The sequence below is a fragment of the Rathayibacter sp. VKM Ac-2754 genome (assembly GCF_009807095.1).
Lineage (GTDB): Bacteria > Actinomycetota > Actinomycetes > Actinomycetales > Microbacteriaceae > Rathayibacter.
Genome location: NZ_WUCC01000015.1, coordinates 1 through 20,702, shown reverse-complemented (window position 1 = coordinate 20,702; position 20,702 = coordinate 1). Strand labels below are relative to the sequence as shown.

The window sequence follows — 20,702 nt, the reverse complement described above, 5'->3', positions numbered from 1 at the left end:
GCCCGGATCGTCCGGGCCCCGGGCCGTGGCCGAGGAGGCCGACCGTGACGAGCGCACCACGATCCCCGCGGGCTCCCACCCGCAACGACGTCGCGGAGCGGGCGCAGGTGAGCACCGCGGTGGTCAGCTACGTCCTCACGGGGGCGAAGAACGTCACCCCCGAGAAGCAGCGCCGCGTGCGCGAGGCGATCGCGGAGCTCGGCTACCGGCCCAACAGCAGTGCGCGGGCGCTGCGGACGGGACGGACCCACGTGCTCGCCCTGCTCATGCCCGACAGCAGCAACCCGTACTTCGCCGAGTTCGCGATGCAGATCGAGAGCGCCGCCGCCGAGCGCGGCTACGCCCTGATCATCACGAACACCCACGACGACCCCGAGCGCGAAGTGCGACTCCTGAACGAGATGCACTCGCGGGGCGTCGACGGGGTGATCCTCGCGAGCGTGTTCCACGAGAGCCTGCAGCCCGCGGCCGACCCGGCGATCCCGACGGTCCTGATCGACTCGTTCAGCCCCGTCGCCGGGGCCCCCTCGATCGGCCTCGACGCCGTCGCCAGTGCGCACGCGGTCGTCCGGCACCTCGTCGAGGCGCACGGCTGCCGGTCGATCGACCTGGTGCTCGGCGCGAGCTCCGACCCGACCGGCGCCACCGACCCCCGCGAGATCGGCTGGGCCGAGGCACTCTCGGCCGCCGGCCTCCCGCTCGGCTCCGTCGAGATCACCAGCTGGACCAGGGAGGGCGGGCTGCTCGCCGCCGAGCGCCTGCTCTCGGGCTCCCGGCGGCCCGACGCCGTCTTCGCCGGCTCGGACCTGCTGGGGATCGGACTCCTGCGCGGAGCCTCCGACCTGGGGATCCGCGTCCCGGAGGAGCTCGCGATCATCTCGTACGACGGCACCTCGGAGTCGGCGTTCAGCATCCCCCGCCTCACCACCCTCGAGCAGCCCGTCGCCGCCATGGCGCGCCGGGCCATCGACCTCGTCACCTCCCCCTCATCGCCCCACTCCGGTCACACCGCGTTCCACGGCGAGCTCGTCCTCCGCGAATCCTGCGGATGCGGCGCTCGCAGCGCGGCTGGCCACTCGGAAGGACCCTCCTCATGACCGGCACCACCTCCCCGACCGGAGTCGTCCTGCGCGCCGCCGGCGTTGCCCTCGTCCTCGACCTCGGCGACTCCCTCCTCCCCGCGGTCCTGCACTGGGGCACCGACTGCGGCCCGCTCGACGCCCGCGCCTTCGAGGCGCTCGCGCTCTCGGCGGCCGCGCGTCCCGGCCCGAACGACATGGACGAGCCGGTCAGGCTCGCCCTGCTCCCCGAGGAGTGGACCGGCTGGAGCGGCAGGCCCGGCCTGAACGGCTCCCGCGCCGGCGCCGACTTCTCGCCCCGCTTCCGGGTCGTCAGCGCCCTGGCCGACGGCGAGCCGTTCACCGGAGTCGCGGAGGCGCGCGCGCTGACGGTGCGCGCGGAGGACCCGGTCGCCGCCCTCGCGCTCGATCTCGAGGTCGAGATGGACGCCTCCGGGATCGCTCGGCTGCGCGGCGAGGTGACGAACCTCGGCGCCGAGGTCTACCAGCTCGACGAGCTCCTCCTCGCCCTGCCCGTCACCCCCGCGGCGAGCGAGATCCTCGACTTCGCCGGGCGCTGGGGCAAGGAGCGGGTCCCGCAGCGCTCGAGCGTGACCATCGGCGCGCACCGCCGCGAGGGCCGGCACGGTCGCACCGGAGCCGACGCCGCGACGCTGCTCTCGGTCGGCGAGCCCGGCTTCGGCTTCGCCGGCGGCGAGATCTGGAGCCTGCACGTCGGCTGGTCGGGCAACCACGTGCACCAGGTCGAGCGCGTCTCGACGGGCGTGCAGACGCTCGGCGGAGGCGAGCTGCTGCTCCCGGGCGAGGTGCGGCTCGCGCAGGGCGAGAGCTACCGGAGCCCCTGGCTCTACGCCGCCCACGGAGTCGGCCTCGACGCGGTGGCCCGCCGCTTCCACCGCCTGCTGCGGGCGCGGCCCCAGCACCCCTCCTCCCCGCGCCCCGTCACGCTGAACGTCTGGGAGGCGGTCTACTTCGACCACGACCTCGACGTCCTCGTCGAGCTCGCCGAGCAGGCCGCCGCGCTCGGCGTGGAGCGCTACGTCCTCGACGACGGCTGGTTCGGCAGCCGCCGCGACGACACCTCGGGGCTGGGCGACTGGACCGTCTCGACCGACGTGTGGCCTCAGGGCCTGCACCCGCTCGTCGACCGCGTCCGCGCCCTCGGCATGCAGTTCGGGCTCTGGTTCGAGCCCGAGATGGTCAACACCGACTCCGATCTCGCCCGCGAGCACCCCGAGTGGATCATGGCGACCGGCGGACGCCTCCCGGTCTCCTCGCGGAACCAGCAGGTGCTGAACCTCGGGATCCCCGAGTGCTTCGAGCACATCCGCGGCGCGATCTTCGCGATCCTCGACGAGTACGACATCGCCTACGTCAAGTGGGACCACAACCGCGACCTCGTGGACGCCGGGACCTCCCCCGGCGGCCGGGCCGGCGTGCACACGCAGACGCTCGCCTTCTACCGGCTGCTCGACGAGATCAGGGAGCGGTACCCGGCCCTCGAGATCGAGTCGTGCTCCTCCGGCGGCGCCCGCGTCGACCTCGGGGTGCTCGAGCGCACCGACCGGGTCTGGGTGTCCGACAACATCGATCCGCTCGACCGTCAGCAGATGAACCGCTGGACGACCCAGCTGATCCCGCCGGAGCTGATGGGCTCGCACATCGCCTCGGGCGTCTCGCACACGACGGGCCGCTGGCACGACCTGTCGTTCCGCGCCGTCACCGCACTGTTCGGCCACCTCGGCATCGAGTGGGACCTGCGCGCGGCGAGCGACGCGGAGCGCGCCGAGCTCGGCGCGTGGATCGCCTTCTACCGGGAGCACCGCGCCCTGCTGCACGGCGGCGACCTGGTGCGGCTCGACCACCCGGACGAGACCCTCGCGGTGCACGGCGTGGTCGCCTCCGACCGGAGCGCAGCCCTCTACTCGTACGTCTCGCTCGCGCGCTCGGGAGTGGTCTCGCCGGGACGCCTCCGTCTGCCGGGCCTCGACCCGGAGGCGGTGTACCGGGTGACGCCGGTGACCATCGGAGGCGGCGGCGACCGCGTCACGCCGGCTCCGTGGTGGGGCGAGTCCGGCATCGAGCTCTCGGGCGGACTGCTCGGGAGCGCAGGCCTCATGGCGCCGCTGCTGCGGCCCGAGACGGGAGTCGTGTACTCGGTGCAGCGCGTCGGCGGGTGAGCGGCGGCGCGTCCGTCGGCCTGTGACGTGCGCCCCGGGGGCGAGAGGTTCGTGACATAGGAGGGGTGCGATGCGCTCCCGGGGGTCCGTTCGCCGACTCTCGCCCCGGTGCTCTCGTCCGAGCGGCGAGAAGTGGCGAAGGGCGTGCCCGGTGGTGTCCAACGGTGCGTCGATTCGGCGGCTCCCCGCCTCGCGCATCGTCGCGGCCCGGTCGCGTCGGCTCGAGGACATCGAGGCCGCCCTCATGCGCGCCGCCTCTTGTCAGGCGCGACCCCCGGCCGCTACGGTCGTCGGAGCCGATCTACGAAAGGAGCCTGGCCATGCAGCACGCAGCGCAGTTCACCACAGTGCACTTCACCACCGCCGGCTTCTTCGGCGCCCTCTCCGACTGACCGGTCGAGCCTCCCGCTCGTCATCGCTCAGACGGTGACGGCGCTGAAGAAGCTCCCGGTCCCACGGTCTCGCCGTGCGGATCGACGTCCCGTCCGGGACCCTCGCAGGTCCTCCGCGCCGCCTCCTCGGCGGTGCCTCCGCGCGCCCTCGGCGCGCTCCTCGCCGCGCCCTCAAGGCGCTCTTCGGCGCGCCTGCGCGCCCTGCCAGAAGGACATTCTCGTGAACACCGCACTCGGAGCGACCGCACTCGCCCGACCACGACGCCGCACCGCCGGACTCCTCGACCGCCTCGCCCTCCGCCTCGGAGTCGCGCTGGTGGCGTGGAGCCGGCGCGACCGGCGCCTCCCCCTCACGCACGCCGACGTCGCCGCGCTGCGCCGCGAACGCGCCGACCTGCTCGAGCGCGAACGGAGGTACCGCCTCCTGAACACGCCCCGCTGACCGGTGCTGCCGCCGGGCACCTCCGGCTCGCGAGAACGCGTTCGGCTCGTGGAATCGGCGCGTTCTCGCGAGCCGAACGCGATTCCGCGAGCCGGACCTCGGCCGCCGGGACGCTCGGGCTCGTCAGAGCACGTTCGGCTCGTGGAATCGGCGCCTTCCCACGAGCCGAACGCGATTCCGCGAGCCGAACCTCGCCTCCCGGGCTCCGCGCCGCTTCAAGGCTCGACGACTCCGCAGAAGTTGCGGTACTCGCGTGCGACTACCGCGACTTCTGCTGAATCGGCGGGTCAGTCGCGCGGGAAGCGCGCGTCGCGCTCGTAGTCCCGGCGCCGCAGCTCGAGAGCCGCCGCGACCTGGGCCGGCGCGTCGTCGCCGACGAGCAGGCGGAGGCGGTCGTCGCCGGACGCGACGTGCGCCAGGATCGCCCGCGCGGCCTCGCCCGGTGCCAGCCCCTCGCCTCCGGAGCTCGCGGGCCACGGCACGGTCGGCGTCCCGAACAGCTCGGTCCGCAGCGGGTCGTACGCGGGCAGCGGGCGGCTGAAGCGCATCCCGCTCCCCGCCCAAGCGGTGTCGAGGGCGCCCGGCTCGACGATCGTCACGCGGATGCCGAAGGCCCGCACCTCGGCGGCCATGGCCTCACTGAATCCCTCGAGCCCCCACTTGGCCGCGTTGTAGAGGCCGAGCGTCGGCATCGTCCCGACCGCGCCCACGGTCGAGATCTGCACGAGGTGCCCGGAGCCGGCGGCCCGCATCACCGGGATCGCCGCCTGGCACAGCCAGAGCGGTCCGAGCAGGTCGGTGTCGAGGATCGTGCGCGCCTCCTCCTCCGACACCTCCTCCGCGGCGCCGATCAGACCGTGCCCGGCATTGTTGACCAGCACGTCGAGCCCGCCGAAGGCCTCGACCGCCCGCGCCACGGCCTCGGCGGCCCCTGCTCGCTCGCGCACGTCGAGCCGGTGCACGACGAGCCGGTCGTGCGGAGGCAGATCGTGCTCGCCGCGCACCGTCGCGACGACCGCGTGCCCCTCCTCGAGGGCCGCCTCGGTCAGTGCCCGGCCCAGTCCGCGGCCCGCGCCCGTGATCATCCAGGTGGCATCGGTCATGCCGCCCACCCTACTCAGAACTGGACGCACCGTCTCGTATCGTCGAGTACCCTCGAACCCGTGGCGCGCCTCCGGACTCAGACCCTCGTGCACACCGCCGCCCTGGCACTCGCCGAGACCGGCCCCCTCACCATGGAAGGCATCGCCGCGCGCGCAGGAGTGAGCAAGCAGACGCTCTACCGCACCTGGCCGTCGACCGGCGCGATCCTCTTCGACGCACTGCTCGCGGAGAGTCTCGGCGCCGACGGGCGGGTCGCCGTGCCCGACACCGGCGACCTCGCCGCCGATCTCGAGCTGCTCGTCACCGGGACGATCGCCGAGCTGACCGCTCCGCCCCGGGAGGCGCTGCTGCGCACTCTCACCGCCGCGATCCAGACCGATGCCGCCCTCGCCGAGCAGTACCGCGAGCGCCTCCTCGCGCCCCAGCTCGCCGCCGTCGCCGACCGGCTGCGCCGCGGAGGCGTCCCCGACGCGGAGGAGGCGGCCGAGCTCCTCCTCGGCCCGGTCCTGCACCGGTGGCTGCTGCGCTCGCGCCCCTTCGAGCCGGGCTGGCCGGCCGCGCACGTCGAGCGCGTCCTCCGCGCGCTCTGACGCTCCCTCGGGCACCGACGCATCCCGGGAGTCCGACAGTCGTCGTACTCGAGCGCTGAGCACGACGACTTCTGGAGGGTCGACGGCGCCCGCCTTGAGCGCGTCCAGGGAGTTAGGTTAGGTTAACCTTCGCAACCCGTCACTCCCTCAGAAGGATCGTCCGTGCCCTCCTCCCGCACCCCCCTCCGCCTCACCGCCGTCGCCTCGCTCGGCCTCACCGCCCTGCTGCTCACGGCCTGCTCCGGAGGCGCCGACGCCGGTGCGACCGATGCCGCCACGGCCGGCGGCGGAGCGTTCCCCGTCACCGTCGAGCACGCGTTCGGCGAGACCACGGTCGAGTCGGCCGACCGCGTCGTCGCGATCAGCTGGACCAACCAGGACGTCGCCCTCGCGCTCGGCGTGACCCCGGTCGGCTTCACCCGCGCCTCCTACGGCGACGAGGACGGCGACGGACTGCTCGCCTGGACGAAGGACGCACTCGACGCGGCCGGCGACGAGACTCCGACGCTCTTCGACGAGACCGACGGGATCCCCTACGAGGCCATCTCCGACCTCACGCCGTCCGTGATCCTCGGCGCCTACTCCGGCATGACGCAGGAGGACTACGACACCCTGTCGCAGATCGCGCCGACCGTCGCCTACCCGGGCCTGGCCTGGGGCACGACCTGGCAGGACTCGGCGAAGCTCGACGGCGCGGCTCTGGGTCTCGAGGACGAGGCGGAGGCGGAGGTCGCCGACGTCGAGTCCGACATCGACGCCGCGGTCGCCGAGCACCCCTCGCTCGAGGGCAAGACCTTCACGTACGGCTGGTACGACCCGACCGACGCCAGCTCGTTCACCTACTACACGGCGAACGACGCCCGCGTGAAGTTCGTCGAGGACCTGGGTCTCGAGCTCGCGCCGAGCGTCGTCGACCTCACGGGCGACTCCGAGGCGTTCAGCGGCACCCTCAGCTCCGAGAACGCCGACCAGCTCGACGCCGACGTGCTGATCGTCTACGGCGACGACACCACGCTCGCCGCGCTGCAGGCCGACCCGCTGCTCTCGAAGATCCCGGCCGTCGCGCGCGGCTCGGTCTACGTGCTGACCGACGACTCCTCCGAGGCCATGGCGACCTCGTCGCCCAACCTGCTCAGCATCCCGTGGGTGCTCGACGAGTACACCGCGGGCCTCGCCGCCGCCGCCGACAAGGTGTCGTGAGCACCGGTACCTCCCTGCCGCACCGGCGCCCCGCCCCCGACGACACTCGCGGGCGGGGCGCCGGTCGCACGAGGGCCGTCGCGCTCGTCGTCGTGATCGCGGCGCTGGCCGTCGCGATGGTGCTCTCGCTCGTCTACGGCTCGCGCGAGATCCCGTTCGGCGAGATCTGGCCGGCGCTGACCGCCCCCGATCCCGACTCGATCGCCGATGCGGCGGTGCAGGGCCGCGTGCCGCGCACGGTGCTCGCCCTGCTGGTGGGCGCCTCCCTCGGGCTGGCCGGTGCGGTGATGCAGGGCATGACCCGCAATCCGCTCGCCGACCCGGGCATCCTCGGCCTCAATGCCGGCGCGTCGCTCGCGGTCGTCCTCGGCATCGCGACCGTCGGAGCGACGACGCTCCCCCAGTTCATCTGGCTCGCCTTCGTCGGCGCGGCCGCGGCCGGCGCGTTCGTCTACGCGGTCGCCTCCCTGGGTCGCGAGGGCGCGACTCCGCTCAAGCTCGCCCTGGCCGGTGCCGCGACGGCCGCCGCGCTGACCTCCCTCCTCACCGCCGTGCTGCTGACGCAGGAGGCGACGCTCAACCGCTTCCGCTTCTGGCAGGTCGGCGGAGTGGGCGGCGCCGAGACCGTCGGCATCGTCCAGGTCCTCCCGTTCCTGGCCGTCGGCGCGGTACTCGCGCTCGGCAGCGCCCGCGGCCTCGACGCCCTCGCGCTCGGCGACGACCTCGCCACCGGACTCGGCCGCCGCGTGGGGCGCACCCGCCTCGTCGCGGGCGTCGCCGCGGTGCTGCTCTGCGGCGCGGCCACGGCGATCGCGGGGCCGATCGGCTTCATCGGCCTGATCGTCCCGCACCTCGCGCGCCGCGTCACCGGACCGGCGCACTCCTGGCTGCTCCCCTTCTCGGCCCTGCTCGGCGCGCTGCTCCTGCTCGTCGCCGACGTACTCGGGCGCGTCGTCGCCCGCCCCAGCGACATCGAGGTCGGCATCGTCACCGCCCTGATCGGCGCCCCGGTGCTGATCGCGATCGTCCGCCGCTCGAAGGTGCGGGCCCTGTGAGCGCCGTCGCGCCTCCCGGCATCGTCGCCGGGCGCCGGCAGCGGCTGCGCCGCACGGTGATCGGATGCACGGTCCTCGCGCTCCTCGCCCTCGCGCTGGTCGTGGTCTCGCTCACCGTGGGCAACACCGTCTACTCGCCGCTCGACGTGCTGCGGGTGCTGCTCGGCGAGACCGTGCCCGGCGCCTCCTTCACCGTCGGCACTCTGCGCCTGCCGCGCACCATCACCGCCGTGCTCGTCGGCGTCGGGTTCGGGATGGGCGGCGTGATCTTCCAGACGATGCTGCGGAACGCGCTGGCCAGCCCCGACATCATCGGCATCACCTCGGGCGCGAGCGCGGCCGCCGTGGTCGCCATCGCGTTCTTCGGTCTCTCGGGCACCACGGTCTCGGTGATCGCGGTCGCGGCCGGGCTCGCGACGGCGCTGCTGATCGCCTCCCTCGCCGACGGCGGCGGGGTCGTCGGCGCGCGCCTGATCCTGATCGGCATCGGCGTCGGCGCGATGTTCCAGAGCGTGATCGCGTTCGTGCAGACCCGCGCCGACTTCGAGGACGTCCAGGAGTCGCTGCGCTGGCTGACCGGCAGCCTCAACACGGCGCTGTGGGACGGCGTGCCCCCGCTCGCGATCTCGATGCTCGTGCTCGTGCCGCTCGCCCTGCTCCTCGCGGGCCGGCTCGCGGTGCTGCAGCTCGGCGACGAGTCGGCGACCGCGCTCGGCATCGACGTGCGCCGCAGCCGTCTCGCGCTCCTGGCCGTCGGAGTCGGACTCGTCGCCGTCGCCACCGCCGCCACCGGGCCGATCGCGTTCGTCGCCTTCGTGTCGGGGCCGATCGCGCGGCGGATCGTGCCCGACGCGCGATCGCTGCTGATCCCCTCCGCCCTCGTCGGCGTGGTCGTCGTGCTCACGGCCGACCTCGTCGCCCAGTACGTCGCCGGCCTCGTCTTCAGCGGCGCCCGCTTCCCCGTCGGAGTGGTCACGGGCGCCATCGGCGCGCCGTTCCTGCTCTGGCTCCTCGCCCGCCGCAACCGCACCGGAGGCTCCCTGTGACCGTCTCAATTGGAATCGCCCGCACCCTGTCGGTCGACTCCGTCACCCTCGCCTACGACGAGCGCGTGGTGGTCGACGGCCTCTCGCTGACCGTGCCGACCGGCGCGATCAGCGTCATCGTCGGCGCGAACGCCTGCGGCAAGTCGACGCTGCTGCGGGCGATGGCGCGGCTGATCACGCCGCGCGAGGGCGCCGTGCTGCTCGACGGGCAGGCGATCCACCGCCTCCCGACGCGGCAGGTCGCCCAGCAGGTCGGGCTGCTGCCGCAGACGCCGATCGCGCCGGAGGGGATCGCCGTGTCGGATCTGGTCGCGCGCGGCCGGTACCCGCACCGCGGCTGGTTCGGCCGCGGCGCCTCCGCCGACGACGACGCCGTGGTCGAGGACGCCCTGCGCGCGACCGGCACCCTCGAGATCGCGGACCGGCCGGTCGACGAGCTCTCAGGCGGCCAGCGCCAGCGCGTCTGGATCGCGATGGCGCTGGCGCAGCGCACCGACGTGCTGCTGCTCGACGAGCCGACCACCTACCTCGACGTCTCGCACCAGATCGAGGTGCTCGACCTGCTGACCGACCTCAACCGCTCCCGCGGCACCACGATCGTGATCGTGCTGCACGACCTCAACCTCGCCGCGCGCTACGCCGACCACCTGTTCGCGGTGCGCGACGGCGCGCTGTACGCCTCCGGGACGCCGGGCGAGGTGGTGACGCCCGAGACGGTGCGCGCCGTCTTCGGGATGGAGTCGCGCGTGATCGAGGACCCGGTGTCGCGCACCCCGCTGGTGCTGCCGATCGGGCGGCACCACTCGGGCTGACGCGAGGCGACTCCCGGATCTCCCGCCTCGACTCCGCAGTAGGCGCGGCGACGGGGGGGGCAGGATCGGGGGATGGCCCTCCGCGATCTCTCACCCGCCGACCTCGCGACACCGCGGTTCCTCGAGCTGCTGCGGATGGCGGCAGAGCTCCCCGACGAGGAGCTCGCCCGCCTGCGCGACGAGGAGCTGCCGACGCTCTCGATCATCGGAGCGGTGGGGGACGGGGGCCTCGACGCGTTCGCTGCGGTGCGGATCCGCGAGGACGGACTCGAGATCGAGTACATCGCGTCCCGGGTGCGGGGGCTGGGGTCGGCGCTCGTGAGCGAGCTGCGGCGGAGGCATCCGGGAGTCGTCATCGTCGCCGAGACCGACGACGACGCCATCGGCTTCTACCGGCGTCTCGGATTCACGGACGTCCCCGCTCCCGCCGACCCCCGCTGGCCGGGCCGGCCGCGGTACCGGTGCACGCTGCCTGCGTTGTGACGAACGGCGAAACCGCTTCGCGCCTCGGTGATGAGTAATAGGAGCGCCCGCCCCCTGCCTGCTGGTCGAGTAGCCCTGCAGGGGCGTATCGAGACCACTGTCCGCCAGCAGATCGGCCATCCGACCGGTTCTTCTGACGCTGGTGGATCTCGATACGCCCGCTCCACGGGCTACTCGATCAGAAGGTTCTGGCCGCACCCTCGACTCCGCGGGCGGTCACCCGGGGTCGAGGGTCACCCGCGCGTCCAGTCGCAAGCGATCCAGGAACGTCTCGTCGTGGCTCACCACGAGCAGAGCGCCGCGCCAGGCCGCGAGCACGTCGACGAGGTGGTCGGTCGTGGCCATGTCGAGGTCGTTCGTCGGCTCGTCGAGCACGAGCAGCTGCGGAGCGGGCTGCGCGAGGACCAGGCCGGCGAGCGCCACGCGGAAGCGCTCCCCGCCCGACAGCGCCGCGGCCCTCCGGTCGACGATCGCGCCCCGGAGGAGCAGCCGGGCCAGCGCGTTGCGCAGGTCGCCCGTCGGCACGGCGGGCGCCGCGCGGGACACGTGCTCGAGCACGGTGCGGTCGTCGTCGAGCAGCCCGTCCCGGCGCTGCGGGAGCCAGCCGATCCGGTCGGTCAGCGCGGTCGCGCGAGTGTCGACGATCGGATGCGGGCGGGCGTCCCGAGCGCCGACGAGCTGCTCGAGCAGGGTCGTCTTCCCCGTGCCGTTGGCCCCGACGACGGCGATCCGCTCCGGTCCCTGCAGCACGGTGGTCCGCCCGCGCACTGTGAGCTCGGCCAGCCGCCGCCCCGCCGGCAGCCCCGGATCGGGGAGCTCGATCCGGACCGTGTCGTCGTCGCGGATCGCCCGCGAGGCCGCGTCGACCTGCTCGCGGGCGCGCGCCTCCGCCTCGCCGTGACCGGCCCGCAGACGCCCGGCGGTCGTCTCGGCCCTGTTCTTCCGGGCGTTCGCGAGGATCTTCGGCATCGACTCCGCCGATCGGGCGCCCGCCTTCGCCCGGCGCGCGATGGTCGTCTCGGCCTCGATCCGCTGCCGGCGCTCGGCGCGCAGCAGTTGGTCGGCGTCGCGCAGATCGCGCTCGGCCGCCGCGCGCTCGAGAACGAGCCGCTCCTCGAACACCGACCACGAGCCTCCGGAGGTGCGGAGCGCACCGTCGCGCAGCTCGGCGATCTCGTCGACGTGCTCGAGCAGCTCGCGGTCGTGACTGACGACGATCAGCGTGCCGCGCCAGCGGTCGACGAGGTCGAGGAGCAGCCCGCGCGACCGGCGGTCGAGGTCGTTCGTCGGCTCGTCGAGGACGGCGATCGGCGCATCGCGCAGGCGGACCCCTGTGACGGCGGTGAGGACCGCCTGCCCGCCGGACAGCGTCGCGACCGGACGCCGCAGATCGTCGAGGTCGAGACCCACGTCGTGCAGCGCGGCGACCGCCCGGGCCTCGAGGTCCCAGTCGTCGTCGAGCGCCTCGAAGTGCCGTGGATCGGCGTCGCCGCCGAGGATCGAGTGCAGGGCGTCGAGTTCCGGGCGGATCCCCAGCAGGTCGGCGACGGTGTCGTCCGGTCCGCGATCTAGACGCTGCGGCAGCAGATCGACCGGCCCCGTGGTCGAGACGGTTCCCCTCGAGGGGAGGAGATCGCCGGTGACGAGCCGGACGAGCGTGGACTTGCCGGCGCCGTTGGCTCCGACGAGCCCGGTGCGGCCGCGCCCGAAGGCGGTGGTGACGCGGTCGAGGACGATCGAGCCGTCCGGCCAGGCGAACGAGCAGTCGGTGAGGACGACGGAGGGTGCGATGACAGTGGGCATGATGCTCCAGGTGTCGGTGTCGGCGCGCGACGAACCACCACTCCCGGGAGGGGAGACGCCCCTCAGGGGGCGGGCACGGGGGTCGTCAGTGCGAGGGCAGCGTCTGCGTCGTGGACGCAGTACCGGTGCTGATGCGCAAGGGACCGTCTTCCGTGCGGGGAGCCCCCGTGTCCGCGAGCCGCCTGGTCGGCCGGTGAGGTGGCCGCGCCGACGTCGCGGCTCGCGACGAGGTACCCGTGCACGCTACGCGCAGCCGTCGCGCAGCCGCAAGGTCCCCCTCGACCTGACGCGTGTTCGATCCGTCACGAACGCACCGTCCGAGTCGAGCGCACGGTGCATCTCCGACGGATCGATCGCGCCGGGCGCGAGGCGTGGCGCGTGTGGCACGCTCGACGGGAAGCGCGCCCGCGGGCGGTGCGCGGGAGCGGAGCGGCAGATGATCGGGCTGGATCTCACGGGGAAGACGGCACTCGTCACGGGTTCGGGGCAGGGCATCGGCCTCGCCATCGCGATCGGGCTGGCGCGGGCCGGCGCCGCGGTCGTGGTGAACGCGCGGTCGCAGGAGTCGGTGGACCGCGCGATCGGGGAGGTGACCGCGACCGTGCCGGGCGCCTCCGTCTCGGGGGTCGCCGCCGACGTGTCGAGCGACTCCGGCACCGACGCACTGCTCGAGGCCGTGCCGACGGTCGACGTGCTCGTCAACAACCTCGGGATCTTCGGCAGCGCCGAGGCGCTCGACATCACCGACGACGAGTGGCGCCGCTACTTCGAGGTCAACGTGCTGACCGGCGTGCGCCTCACCCGCGCCTACCTGCCCGGCATGATCGGGCGGGGCTGGGGGCGCGTGATGTACATCGGCAGCGACTCAGCCGTGGTCACTCCCGCCGAGATGATCCACTACGGAGTCTCGAAGACGGCCTTGCTCGGCGTCTCGCGCGGCTTCGCGAAGACGGCGGCCGGCACCGGAGTCACGGTCAACAGCGTGCTCGCGGGGCCGACGCACACTGGCGGCGTCGAGGACTTCGCCCGCTCGCTCGTCGGCGACGACCTGCCGTGGGACGAGGCGGAGCGCGAGTTCATGCGCCTGCACCGCCCGCAGTCGCTGCTCCAGCGCCTGATCGAGCCGGAGGAGATCGCCCACATGGTCGTCTACCTCGCGTCTCCGCTCGCCTCGGCGACGACCGGCGCGGCCGTCCGCGTCGACGGCGGCTACATCGACTCGATCGTCCCCTGAGGTCGGTCTTCTGAGGCCGGTCTTCACGGAGCGGAGTGACGGGGCCGCGCCGGTCGACCGGTCGCGAACCGGGGCCCGGTCGCCCCGCAGACCCCGGTGCGCGTCCGTTCCTGGCGTCGCCCGCGTGTGGCCGGGCGGCGACCGCAAGGGGAGGCCGAGCCGGACGCGCCGCGGCAGAGTGGTGACATGACTTTCACCGGGTTCGGGACGGACGCGAGCGCGTTCCTCGCCGCTCTGACGAAGGACAACTCGCGGCAGTTCTTCGACGAGCACCGCCAGGAGTACGTCGAGGTCCTCCGCCAGCCCCTCGAGGACCTGCTCGCGGAGGCAGAGGCCGAGTACGGACCCGGTCGGGTCATGCGCCCCAATCGGGACGTGCGGTTCAGCCACGACAAGTCGCCGTACCGGACCAGCGCCAGCATGTGGGCCGGCAGCGTCGGAGGCGTCTACCTCAGCGTGAACGCCGCGCACCTCGAGGTCGGCGGCGGACTCTACGAGCCCAGCCGCGACCAGCTGGCGCGGGCACGGGCCGCTATCGACTCGGTCCCCACCGCCGCGTCGCGCCTCGCGGAGATCGTCGACGCGCTGACGAGCGCGGGGTTCGAGCTGGCGGGCCCGTCGCTGCAGACGGCCCCGCGGGGGTACGACCGCGACCACCCGCGGATCGCGCTGCTCCGCCTCAAGCACTACGCGGCGCTGACCCGCCTTCCCGTCATCGCGCCGCCCGCGGCGATCAAGGACGCCTGGTCGGCCGTCGAGGACCTGATCGCCTGGGTCGACACGCACGCGCAGGCCGCGCGACCTCAGCCCTGACCCGGGTGGCAGTGACACGCGAGTACTCCCTCCTCGCTGCGCCCTCGTGCGGGTGGCCCCCCTTGCTGATCGAGCCCGCAGCCCGCGTAGCGGGCGTATCGAGATCCACCAGCGTCAAAGGGGGAGACCTGAGGACCGAGGTGCTGACGCGGGTGGGTCTCGATACGCCGCCTCCGGCGGCTACTCGACCAGCATGCCGGCAGCCCCTCCCTCGCTGATCGAGCCCGCAGCCCGCGCAGCGGGCGTATCGAGATCCACCAGCGTCAAAGGGGGAGACCTGAGGACCGAGGTGCTGACGCGGGTGGGTCTCGATACGCCGCCTCCGGCGGCTACTCGACCAGCATGCCGGCAGCCCCTCCCTCGCTGATCGAGCCCGCAGCCCGCGTAGCGGGCGTATCGAGATCCACCAGCGTCAAAGGGGGAGACCTGAGGACCGAGGTGCTGAAGCGGGTGGGTCTCGATACGCCGCCTCCGGCGGCTACTCGACCAGCATGCCGGCCGCTGCGGGCTCGGCCTGCATGGAGGGGCCGGGCGCCCCTCGCTGATCGAGTAGCCCGCGCAGCGGGCGTATCGAGATCCACCAGCTCCAGAAGGCGAGGCCTGAGGACCGAGGTGCTGGAGCGGGTGGGTCTCGATACGCCCCTCCGGGGCTACTCGACCAGCATGCCGGGGCTGCGGGCTCGGCGAGCACGGCGGCGAGGGAACCGGCTGCCGTCGAGACCGCCCGTTGGAGCTGGCGGCCTCGACGGGAGCCGGCTCCCTCGGGAGCGGACGGGGCGCGGCGGCGCGCGTCAGGCGCGCGGCGGCGCGACCGAGCCGCCGGGGCGCCAGGGGCCGCCGATGCGCTCCTGGAGGAGCGGCGCGGCGGGGTCGGCGAGACGGGCGAGCAGCGCCTCGACGCCGCGGCGGCCGAGGGCGTGGCCGGGGCCGACGAGCAGGTCGAGCGCCGGGTCGGCGAGGTCGGCGACGTCGGGGTCGGAGGCGAGCAGCACGATCGAGAGGTCGTCGGGGACGCTCACGCCTCGGTGCCGCAGCTCGTGTGCGAAGCCGATGGCGGCGCCTCCGTTGATGATCACGACCGCCGTGACCGCGCCGACGTCGAGCGAGCGCGCCAGGGCGCGGCCGCCGGCCGGCGACTCGTCGCAGCGGAGGAGGGACCCGGCGAGGCCGCGCGCGGCGCACATCCGCGCGAACGCCTCCTCGGTGCGCGCGTACGGGCCGAAGTCGGAGCCCTCGCCGCCGAGCACCAGCGCGATGCGGGAGTGGCCGAGCCCGGCCAGGCGCTCGATCGCCTGGCCGACCATGCCCTCGAAGTCGATGTCGACCCAGTCGAGGGCCGAGGGATCGCGGGTGCGGCCGATCAGAGCGAACGGCGTGCCGGCGTCGCGGAGGATCGCGACCCGCTCGTCCTCGGACGCCACCTGCATGAGGATCACCCCGTCGATCAGTCCGTCGGAGCGCAGGTCGGCGAGCCGCTCCGATCCGCCGACGGTCGGCCAGAGCACGATCGAGTAGCCGTTCTCGGCGGCGGCCTCGGCGGCACCGGTGAAGAAGGCCGTGGCCGTGGTGAGCGGGCGGCCCGGGACGAGCGGATGGACGACCGCGACGATGCGGGAGCTGCGGCGGGCGAGGGCGCGGGCGAGCGCGTTCGGGCGGTAGTCGAGCTCGCGCATCGCCGCCTGCACGCGCTCGCGGGTCTCGGGGGTCACGGGCTTCGAGTCGTTGACGACGAAGGACACTGTCGTCATCGAGACGCCGGCGAGGCGCGCGACGTCCTTCATCGTGGCCACGGCGACTCCTCGCGATCGGGTGCCGGTGCGCGGTTGACGCAGGGCGGGGGTCTCCCGCAGTCTAGGAGCGCGCACCGGTGAAGCGCTTAACCGCAGTAGCACCCGGTCCCACGACGCAGCGCCTCCATCGATGAAGAAGGAACCCCCGTGACCACCTCCGCCACTCCCGTCCGCGTCCTCGTCTGGGGCGAGAACCGCCACGAGCAGATCGAGGAGAAGGTCCGCGCGATCTACCCCGATGGCATGCACACGACCATCGCCGAGGGAATCCGCGAGAACCTCGGCGACGCCGTCGTCCGCACCACCACCCTCGACGAGCCCGAGCACGGCCTCACCGAGGAGGTCCTCGCCGCCACCGACGTGCTGGTCTGGTGGGGGCACGCCGCCCACGGCGAGGTCGCCGACGAGGTCGTCGAGCGCGTGCACCGCCACGTCCTCTCGGGGATGGGCCTGCTCGTGCTGCACTCCGGCCACTGGTCCAAGATCTTCGGCAAGCTGATGGGTACCACCTGCACGCTGCGCTGGCGCTCGGAGGAGGACCGCGAGCTGGTCTGGACCGTCGACCCCACGCACCCCATCGCCCAGGGCGTGCCGCACCCCTTCGTCATCCCGCAGCAGGAGATGTACGGCGAGTTCTTCGACGTGCCCGCGCCCGACGAGCTCGTCTTCCTTTCGACGTTCTCGGGCGGCGAGGTGTTCCGCTCGGGCATGACCTACAAGCGCGGTCACGGCCGCATCTTCTTCTTCTCCCCCGGCGACCAGGACTACCCCGTCTACCACCACGAGCACGTGCGCCGCGTGATCGCGAACGGCGTCGAGTGGGCGCGGACTCAGCGGCCCGAGCGCCGCCTCCCGGTGCTGCAGCGCTACGAGAACGAGCAGTTCTACCTCGGCCACGACTACGAGGGAGCGCTCGTCCGATGACCGTGCGCCTGGTCCAGGTCGGCGCCGGCGCGATGGGGCGCGCCTGGATCCGCACGATCCGCGACTCCCCGGACGCCGAGCTGGTCGGGCTGGTCGACCTCGACGTCGATCTGGCCACGAGGGCGGCAGCGGAGGAGGGAGTCGGCCCGATCGCGGTCGGCGGCAGTGTCGCCGAGGTCGCCGCCCGCTCCGGTGCCGACGCGGTGGTCAACGTGACCGTGCCGCGCGCGCATCTGCCGGTCAGCTCCGAGGCGCTGTTCGCCGGGCTGCCGGTGCTGTCCGAGAAGCCGATCGCGCCGACCATCGCCGAGTCGCTGATCCTCGCGGCGACCGCCGAGGTGGCGGGGCAGCTGCTGATGACGAGCCAGTCGCGGCGCTACTACGCGGCGATCAACGCGTTCCGCGAGCAGATCGCGGGGCTCGGGCAGCTGGGCACCGCGTCGGTGACGTTCGCGAAGGCACCGCGGTTCGGAGGCTTCCGCGACGAGATGGCGCACGTGCTGCTCGTCGACATGGCGATCCACGCCTTCGACGCGGCGCGCTACCTGCTCGCCAGCGACCCGGTCGCCGTCTACTGCGAGGAGTACAACCCCGGCTGGAGCTGGTACGCCGACGGAGCCGCGGCGAGCGCCGTCTTCGAGTTCGCCGACGGAGTGCGCTTCAGCTACACCGGCAGCTGGTGCGCCGATGGCCTCGAGACGTCGTGGAACGGCGACTGGCGCGTCAACGGCGCCGGCGGCACGGCGCACTGGGACGGCGACGAGGCTCCGGAGTGGCAGGCGCGGGAGTCGGAGGCGGTGCAGGTCGCGTCGCTGGATCCGGTGCCGGAGGAGATCGCGGGCTCGCTCGCGGAGTTCGTGCGGGTGCTGGGCACCGGCGAGGTGCCGTCGGGCGAGGTGCACGCGAACGTGCGGAGCCTCGCGATGGTGGAGGCGGCGGTGCGCTCCTCCGAGACCGCGGCGCGGGTGCGGATCGAGGACGTGCTCGAGGAGGGCTACGCCGAGGCGCTCGGACTGGCGCGCGACGAGCGCGTGCGGGCGGCGCTGGCCGCCTGGGGCTCGGCGCGCGAGGGGCTCACCCCCTCCTCTCGCTGATCGCGTCGGAGAGCCGACGTTCGCAGGGAGACGGGTCTCGATACGCCGCCTGCGGCGGCTACTCGACCAGCATGGATGGCGGCGTCACGTCACCCGAGGCGCCCCCTTCTTACTGATCGAGTAGCCCGCGCAGCGGGCGTATCGAGATCCACCAGCGTCAGCAGGGGAGGCGTGCAGACCCGATCTGCTGCCGCCGACGCGTGTTCGCCGCGCGGACACCTTCGTGAGCCCGGCTGTTCACCCGGGGCCGCGAGCGTGGGCGGGTTCCCTTCGAAACCGCTCAGGAGACCCGTGCCCCGTCACACCGCCCCCCGTCGCGCCGCCGGCGCCGCGATCGCCCTCACCCTCGCGAGCTGCACGATCGGTGCCGCTCTGCCCGCCGCCGCCGCGGGCGACTCCTTCTTCACGCGCATCGCGACCGTGCCCGCGTACCTCAACGCCGCCGACCCGGCCGTCGACTCCGCCGTCGCCGAGATCTCGAGCGCGTCGCCCGACGGCCGCCTCGTCTACTCGACCGACTCGGCCGGTCAGCGCATCAACGTCCTCGACATCAGCGACCCCGAGGCACCCAAGCCCCTGGGCGGCGTGGGCGTCGGAGGCGAGCCCACCTCGGTCTACGCGACCGGCGAGTACGTGCTCGCGGTCGTCGACACCAGCGACGGCGACTTCGCGAACCCCTCCGGCCACGTCAGCGTCCTGCACGCCGACGACCTCGCACCGGTCGCGACGATCGAGCTCGGCGGACAGCCCGACTCCATCGACGTGACCACGGCCGGCGACACCGCCGTCATCGCGATCGAGAACCAGCGCGACGAGGAGTTCACCCCCGAGGGCGGCGACGAGGGCGACCTCCCGCAGGCGCCCGCCGGCGAGCTCGTGGTGATGGACCTCGCGGGCGACCCCACCGCGTGGGTCGCCGAGCACGTCGACATGACCGGACTCGCCGGCCTCGACACCCCGAGCGACCCCGAGCCCGAGTATGTCTCGATCAACCCGGCCGACACCGCCGTCGCGGTGACCCTGCAGGAGAACAACGCCGTCGCGATCGTCGACCTGGCCACCCGCTCCGTCGTCACCTCGTACTCAGCGGGCACCGCCTCCGTCAGCGGGATCGACACCCTCGACGACGACCACATCGAGCTCACCGGCTCGATCACCGACGTGCCCCGCGAGCCCGACTCGATCGGCTGGGTCGGCGACGACCACCTCGCCATCGCGAACGAGGGCGACTGGAAGGGCGGAACCCGCGGCTGGTCGATCCTCGACGCGGCCACCGGCTCCATCACCTGGGACGCCGGCAACACGTTCGAGCACCTCGCGGTGAGCCTCGGCCTCTACCCCGACAAGCGCTCCGACGCCAAGGGTGCCGAGCCCGAGGGCCTGCTCTCGGCCACCTACGACGGCGTGCCCTACGTCTTCGTCGGCGCCGAGCGCGCCAACTTCGTCGCGGTCTACGACGTCAGCGACCCGGCCGCGCCGCGCTTCGTGCAGGCGCTGCCGTCCACGCCCGGTCCGGAGGGGCTCCTCGCCCTGCCCGAGCGCGACCTGCTGGTCGTCTCGAGCGAGACCGACGACGCCGAGGCGGCCGTCCGCGCGAGCGTGCAGCTCTACGCGATGGGCGCCTCCTCGCCCGCGTTCCCGACCATCGCGTCGGCGGACGTCGACGGATCGCCGCTGCCCTGGGGCGCCCTCTCGGGCCTCTCGACCGACCCGGCCGACGCCGACCGTCTCTTCGCGGTCAGCGACAGCGCCTACGCGCCGAGCGAGATCTACTCGGTCGACACCTCCGTCACCCCGGCGCTGATCGACTCGTCGCTCACCGTCACCGAGGCGGGTGAGCCGGCGGCCCTCGACCTCGAGGGCATCGCCGCGCGCGCCGACGGCGGCTTCTGGGCCGTCACCGAAGGGGCGACCGGCCCCGAGAACGCGCTCCTCGAGCTCGACGCCGACGGCGCGGTGCAGCAGCGCATCGCCCTGCCGACCGAGGTCGCCGACGCGCTCGGCTCGCAGGGCTTCGAGGGCGTGACCATCGAGCAGGGCGCCGAGGGCGAGATCGTCTGGACCGCGCTGCAGCGCGAGGCCTCGATCGACGCCGACGGCATCGTGCGGATCGGACGCTACGACGTGGCGGACGAGAGCTGGAGCTTCTTCGGCTACCCGCTCGAGGCCGCCTCCGGCGTCGAGGGCGACTGGAACGGTCTCTCCGAGATCACGCTGACCCCGGCGGGCACCCTCGCCGTGATCGAGCGCGACAAGCGCAACGGTCCGGATGCGGCGCTCAAGGCGGTCTACACGGTTCCGCTGCCCGGCGGAGCCGGTGCCGCCGTCGGCGAGGAGCTCCCGGTGCTCGAGAAGACGCTCGCGGCCGACGTGCTGCCCGCGCTCGAGGCCGGCAACGGCTGGACGCAGGAGAAGCTCGAGGGGCTCGGCATCACGGGCTCCGGCGAGGTGTTCGTCGTGACCGACAACGACGGTGTCGACGACGCGAACGGCGAGACCGTGCTGGCCTCGCTCGGCAGCGCGACCGAGGTGTTCGGCGCCGCGCCGGTTCCGACGCCGACCGCGACTCCGACCGCTGAGCCGACCGCGACGCCCACTGCTGAGCCGACCGTCGCGCCGACTGCCGCGCCGACGACCGCGCCGACCACGGCACCCACCGCT

The 20,702-nt window shown here is 73.5% G+C and carries 17 protein-coding genes; 14 read left to right on the top strand and 3 right to left on the bottom strand.

Annotation, left to right across the window (positions count from 1 at the left end; genetic code table 11):
* The first annotated feature begins 44 nt into the window (after window positions 1-44).
* The 3 genes from GRS92_RS17725 to GRS92_RS17715 all read left to right on the top strand — a co-directional run bounded on the left by GRS92_RS17725 (window position 45) and on the right by GRS92_RS17715 (window position 4,093).
* Window positions 45-1,097, top strand: coding sequence for a LacI family DNA-binding transcriptional regulator (locus GRS92_RS17725; protein WP_159859321.1), 1,053 nt, complete (start codon window positions 45-47; stop codon window positions 1,095-1,097).
* On the top strand, window positions 1,094-3,259 hold the full coding sequence (locus GRS92_RS17720) for an alpha-galactosidase (RefSeq protein WP_159859319.1): 2,166 nt from the start codon (window positions 1,094-1,096) through the stop codon (window positions 3,257-3,259). The genes GRS92_RS17725 and GRS92_RS17720 overlap by 4 nt, the downstream gene beginning before the upstream one ends.
* Window positions 3,260-3,871: 612 nt before the next feature.
* Window positions 3,872-4,093, top strand: a complete 222-nt coding sequence (locus GRS92_RS17715; RefSeq protein WP_159859316.1) for a hypothetical protein — start codon at window positions 3,872-3,874, stop codon at window positions 4,091-4,093.
* Between the two features lie 287 nt (window positions 4,094-4,380).
* Here GRS92_RS17715 and GRS92_RS17710 read toward each other — a convergent pair whose 3' ends face one another.
* Complete coding sequence (locus GRS92_RS17710; protein WP_235022111.1) at window positions 4,381-5,196, bottom strand: SDR family NAD(P)-dependent oxidoreductase; 816 nt, start codon at window positions 5,194-5,196, stop codon at window positions 4,381-4,383.
* A gap of 60 nt (window positions 5,197-5,256) precedes the next feature.
* On the opposite strand from GRS92_RS17710, the gene GRS92_RS17705 reads away from it, so the two are divergent.
* The 6 genes from GRS92_RS17705 to GRS92_RS17680 all read left to right on the top strand — a co-directional run bounded on the left by GRS92_RS17705 (window position 5,257) and on the right by GRS92_RS17680 (window position 10,383).
* On the top strand, window positions 5,257-5,787 hold the full coding sequence (locus GRS92_RS17705) for a TetR/AcrR family transcriptional regulator (RefSeq protein ID WP_159859313.1): 531 nt from the start codon (window positions 5,257-5,259) through the stop codon (window positions 5,785-5,787).
* A gap of 162 nt (window positions 5,788-5,949) precedes the next feature.
* Window positions 5,950-6,987, top strand: a complete 1,038-nt coding sequence (locus GRS92_RS17700) for an iron-siderophore ABC transporter substrate-binding protein (RefSeq protein WP_159859311.1) — start codon at window positions 5,950-5,952, stop codon at window positions 6,985-6,987.
* Entirely contained in the window at window positions 6,984-8,042 is a 1,059-nt protein-coding gene (locus GRS92_RS17695; RefSeq protein WP_159859308.1) for an iron ABC transporter permease, read from the top strand. Before GRS92_RS17700 ends, GRS92_RS17695 begins: the two co-directional genes overlap by 4 nt.
* Complete coding sequence (locus GRS92_RS17690; RefSeq protein WP_159859305.1) at window positions 8,039-9,088, top strand: FecCD family ABC transporter permease; 1,050 nt, start codon at window positions 8,039-8,041, stop codon at window positions 9,086-9,088. The genes GRS92_RS17695 and GRS92_RS17690 overlap by 4 nt, the downstream gene beginning before the upstream one ends.
* Window positions 9,085-9,900: an ABC transporter ATP-binding protein gene (locus GRS92_RS17685; protein WP_442966248.1), complete on the top strand. Its 816-nt coding sequence runs from the start codon at window positions 9,085-9,087 to the stop codon at window positions 9,898-9,900. Before GRS92_RS17690 ends, GRS92_RS17685 begins: the two co-directional genes overlap by 4 nt.
* A 72-nt stretch (window positions 9,901-9,972) precedes the next feature.
* On the top strand, window positions 9,973-10,383 hold the full coding sequence (locus GRS92_RS17680) for a GNAT family N-acetyltransferase (protein WP_159859302.1): 411 nt from the start codon (window positions 9,973-9,975) through the stop codon (window positions 10,381-10,383).
* A gap of 216 nt (window positions 10,384-10,599) precedes the next feature.
* On the opposite strand, the gene GRS92_RS17675 is transcribed toward GRS92_RS17680, so the two are convergent.
* On the bottom strand, window positions 10,600-12,186 hold the full coding sequence (locus GRS92_RS17675; RefSeq protein WP_159859299.1) for an ATP-binding cassette domain-containing protein: 1,587 nt from the start codon (window positions 12,184-12,186) through the stop codon (window positions 10,600-10,602).
* A 439-nt stretch (window positions 12,187-12,625) separates the two neighbouring features.
* Between GRS92_RS17675 and GRS92_RS17670 the strand changes: the two genes are divergently transcribed.
* Window positions 12,626-13,420, top strand: a complete 795-nt coding sequence (locus GRS92_RS17670) for an SDR family NAD(P)-dependent oxidoreductase (RefSeq protein ID WP_159859407.1) — start codon at window positions 12,626-12,628, stop codon at window positions 13,418-13,420.
* A 186-nt stretch (window positions 13,421-13,606) separates the two neighbouring features.
* Window positions 13,607-14,233: a DUF2461 domain-containing protein gene (locus GRS92_RS17665; protein WP_159859296.1), complete on the top strand. Its 627-nt coding sequence runs from the start codon at window positions 13,607-13,609 to the stop codon at window positions 14,231-14,233.
* Window positions 14,234-15,024: 791 nt separating this feature from the next.
* Here the strand turns inward: GRS92_RS17665 and GRS92_RS17660 are convergent.
* Window positions 15,025-16,014, bottom strand: a complete 990-nt coding sequence (locus GRS92_RS17660; RefSeq protein WP_235022113.1) for a LacI family DNA-binding transcriptional regulator — start codon at window positions 16,012-16,014, stop codon at window positions 15,025-15,027.
* 156 nt (window positions 16,015-16,170) lie between these two features.
* Between GRS92_RS17660 and GRS92_RS17655 the strand changes: the two genes are divergently transcribed.
* From GRS92_RS17655 to GRS92_RS17645, 3 genes are all read left to right on the top strand, one after another.
* Window positions 16,171-16,947, top strand: coding sequence for a ThuA domain-containing protein (locus GRS92_RS17655; RefSeq protein WP_159859290.1), 777 nt, complete (start codon window positions 16,171-16,173; stop codon window positions 16,945-16,947).
* The gene (locus tag GRS92_RS17650; RefSeq protein ID WP_159859285.1) at window positions 16,944-18,041 is read left to right on the top strand and encodes a Gfo/Idh/MocA family protein; all 1,098 of its coding nucleotides are present in this window, start codon (window positions 16,944-16,946) and stop codon (window positions 18,039-18,041) included. Before GRS92_RS17655 ends, GRS92_RS17650 begins: the two co-directional genes overlap by 4 nt.
* 291 nt (window positions 18,042-18,332) lie before the next feature.
* The coding region (locus GRS92_RS17645) for an esterase-like activity of phytase family protein (protein WP_204162427.1) at window positions 18,333-20,702 on the top strand (2,370 nt) is incomplete at its 3' end.

What these genes read in the sequence shown, in the direction of transcription:
- GRS92_RS17720 (WP_159859319.1), top strand. Translation starts at nt 1,094, where the DNA reads ATGACCGGCACCACCTCCCCGACCGGAGTCGTCCTGCGCGCCGCCGGC.
- GRS92_RS17710 (WP_235022111.1), bottom strand. Translation starts at nt 5,196, where the DNA reads ATGACCGATGCCACCTGGATGATCACGGGCGCGGGCCGCGGACTGGGC.
- GRS92_RS17680 (WP_159859302.1), top strand. Translation starts at nt 9,973, where the DNA reads ATGGCCCTCCGCGATCTCTCACCCGCCGACCTCGCGACACCGCGGTTC.
- GRS92_RS17675 (WP_159859299.1), bottom strand. Translation starts at nt 12,186, where the DNA reads ATGCCCACTGTCATCGCACCCTCCGTCGTCCTCACCGACTGCTCGTTC.
- GRS92_RS17665 (WP_159859296.1), top strand. Translation starts at nt 13,607, where the DNA reads ATGACTTTCACCGGGTTCGGGACGGACGCGAGCGCGTTCCTCGCCGCT.
- GRS92_RS17660 (WP_235022113.1), bottom strand. Translation starts at nt 16,014, where the DNA reads ATGAAGGACGTCGCGCGCCTCGCCGGCGTCTCGATGACGACAGTGTCC.
- GRS92_RS17650 (WP_159859285.1), top strand. Translation starts at nt 16,944, where the DNA reads ATGACCGTGCGCCTGGTCCAGGTCGGCGCCGGCGCGATGGGGCGCGCC.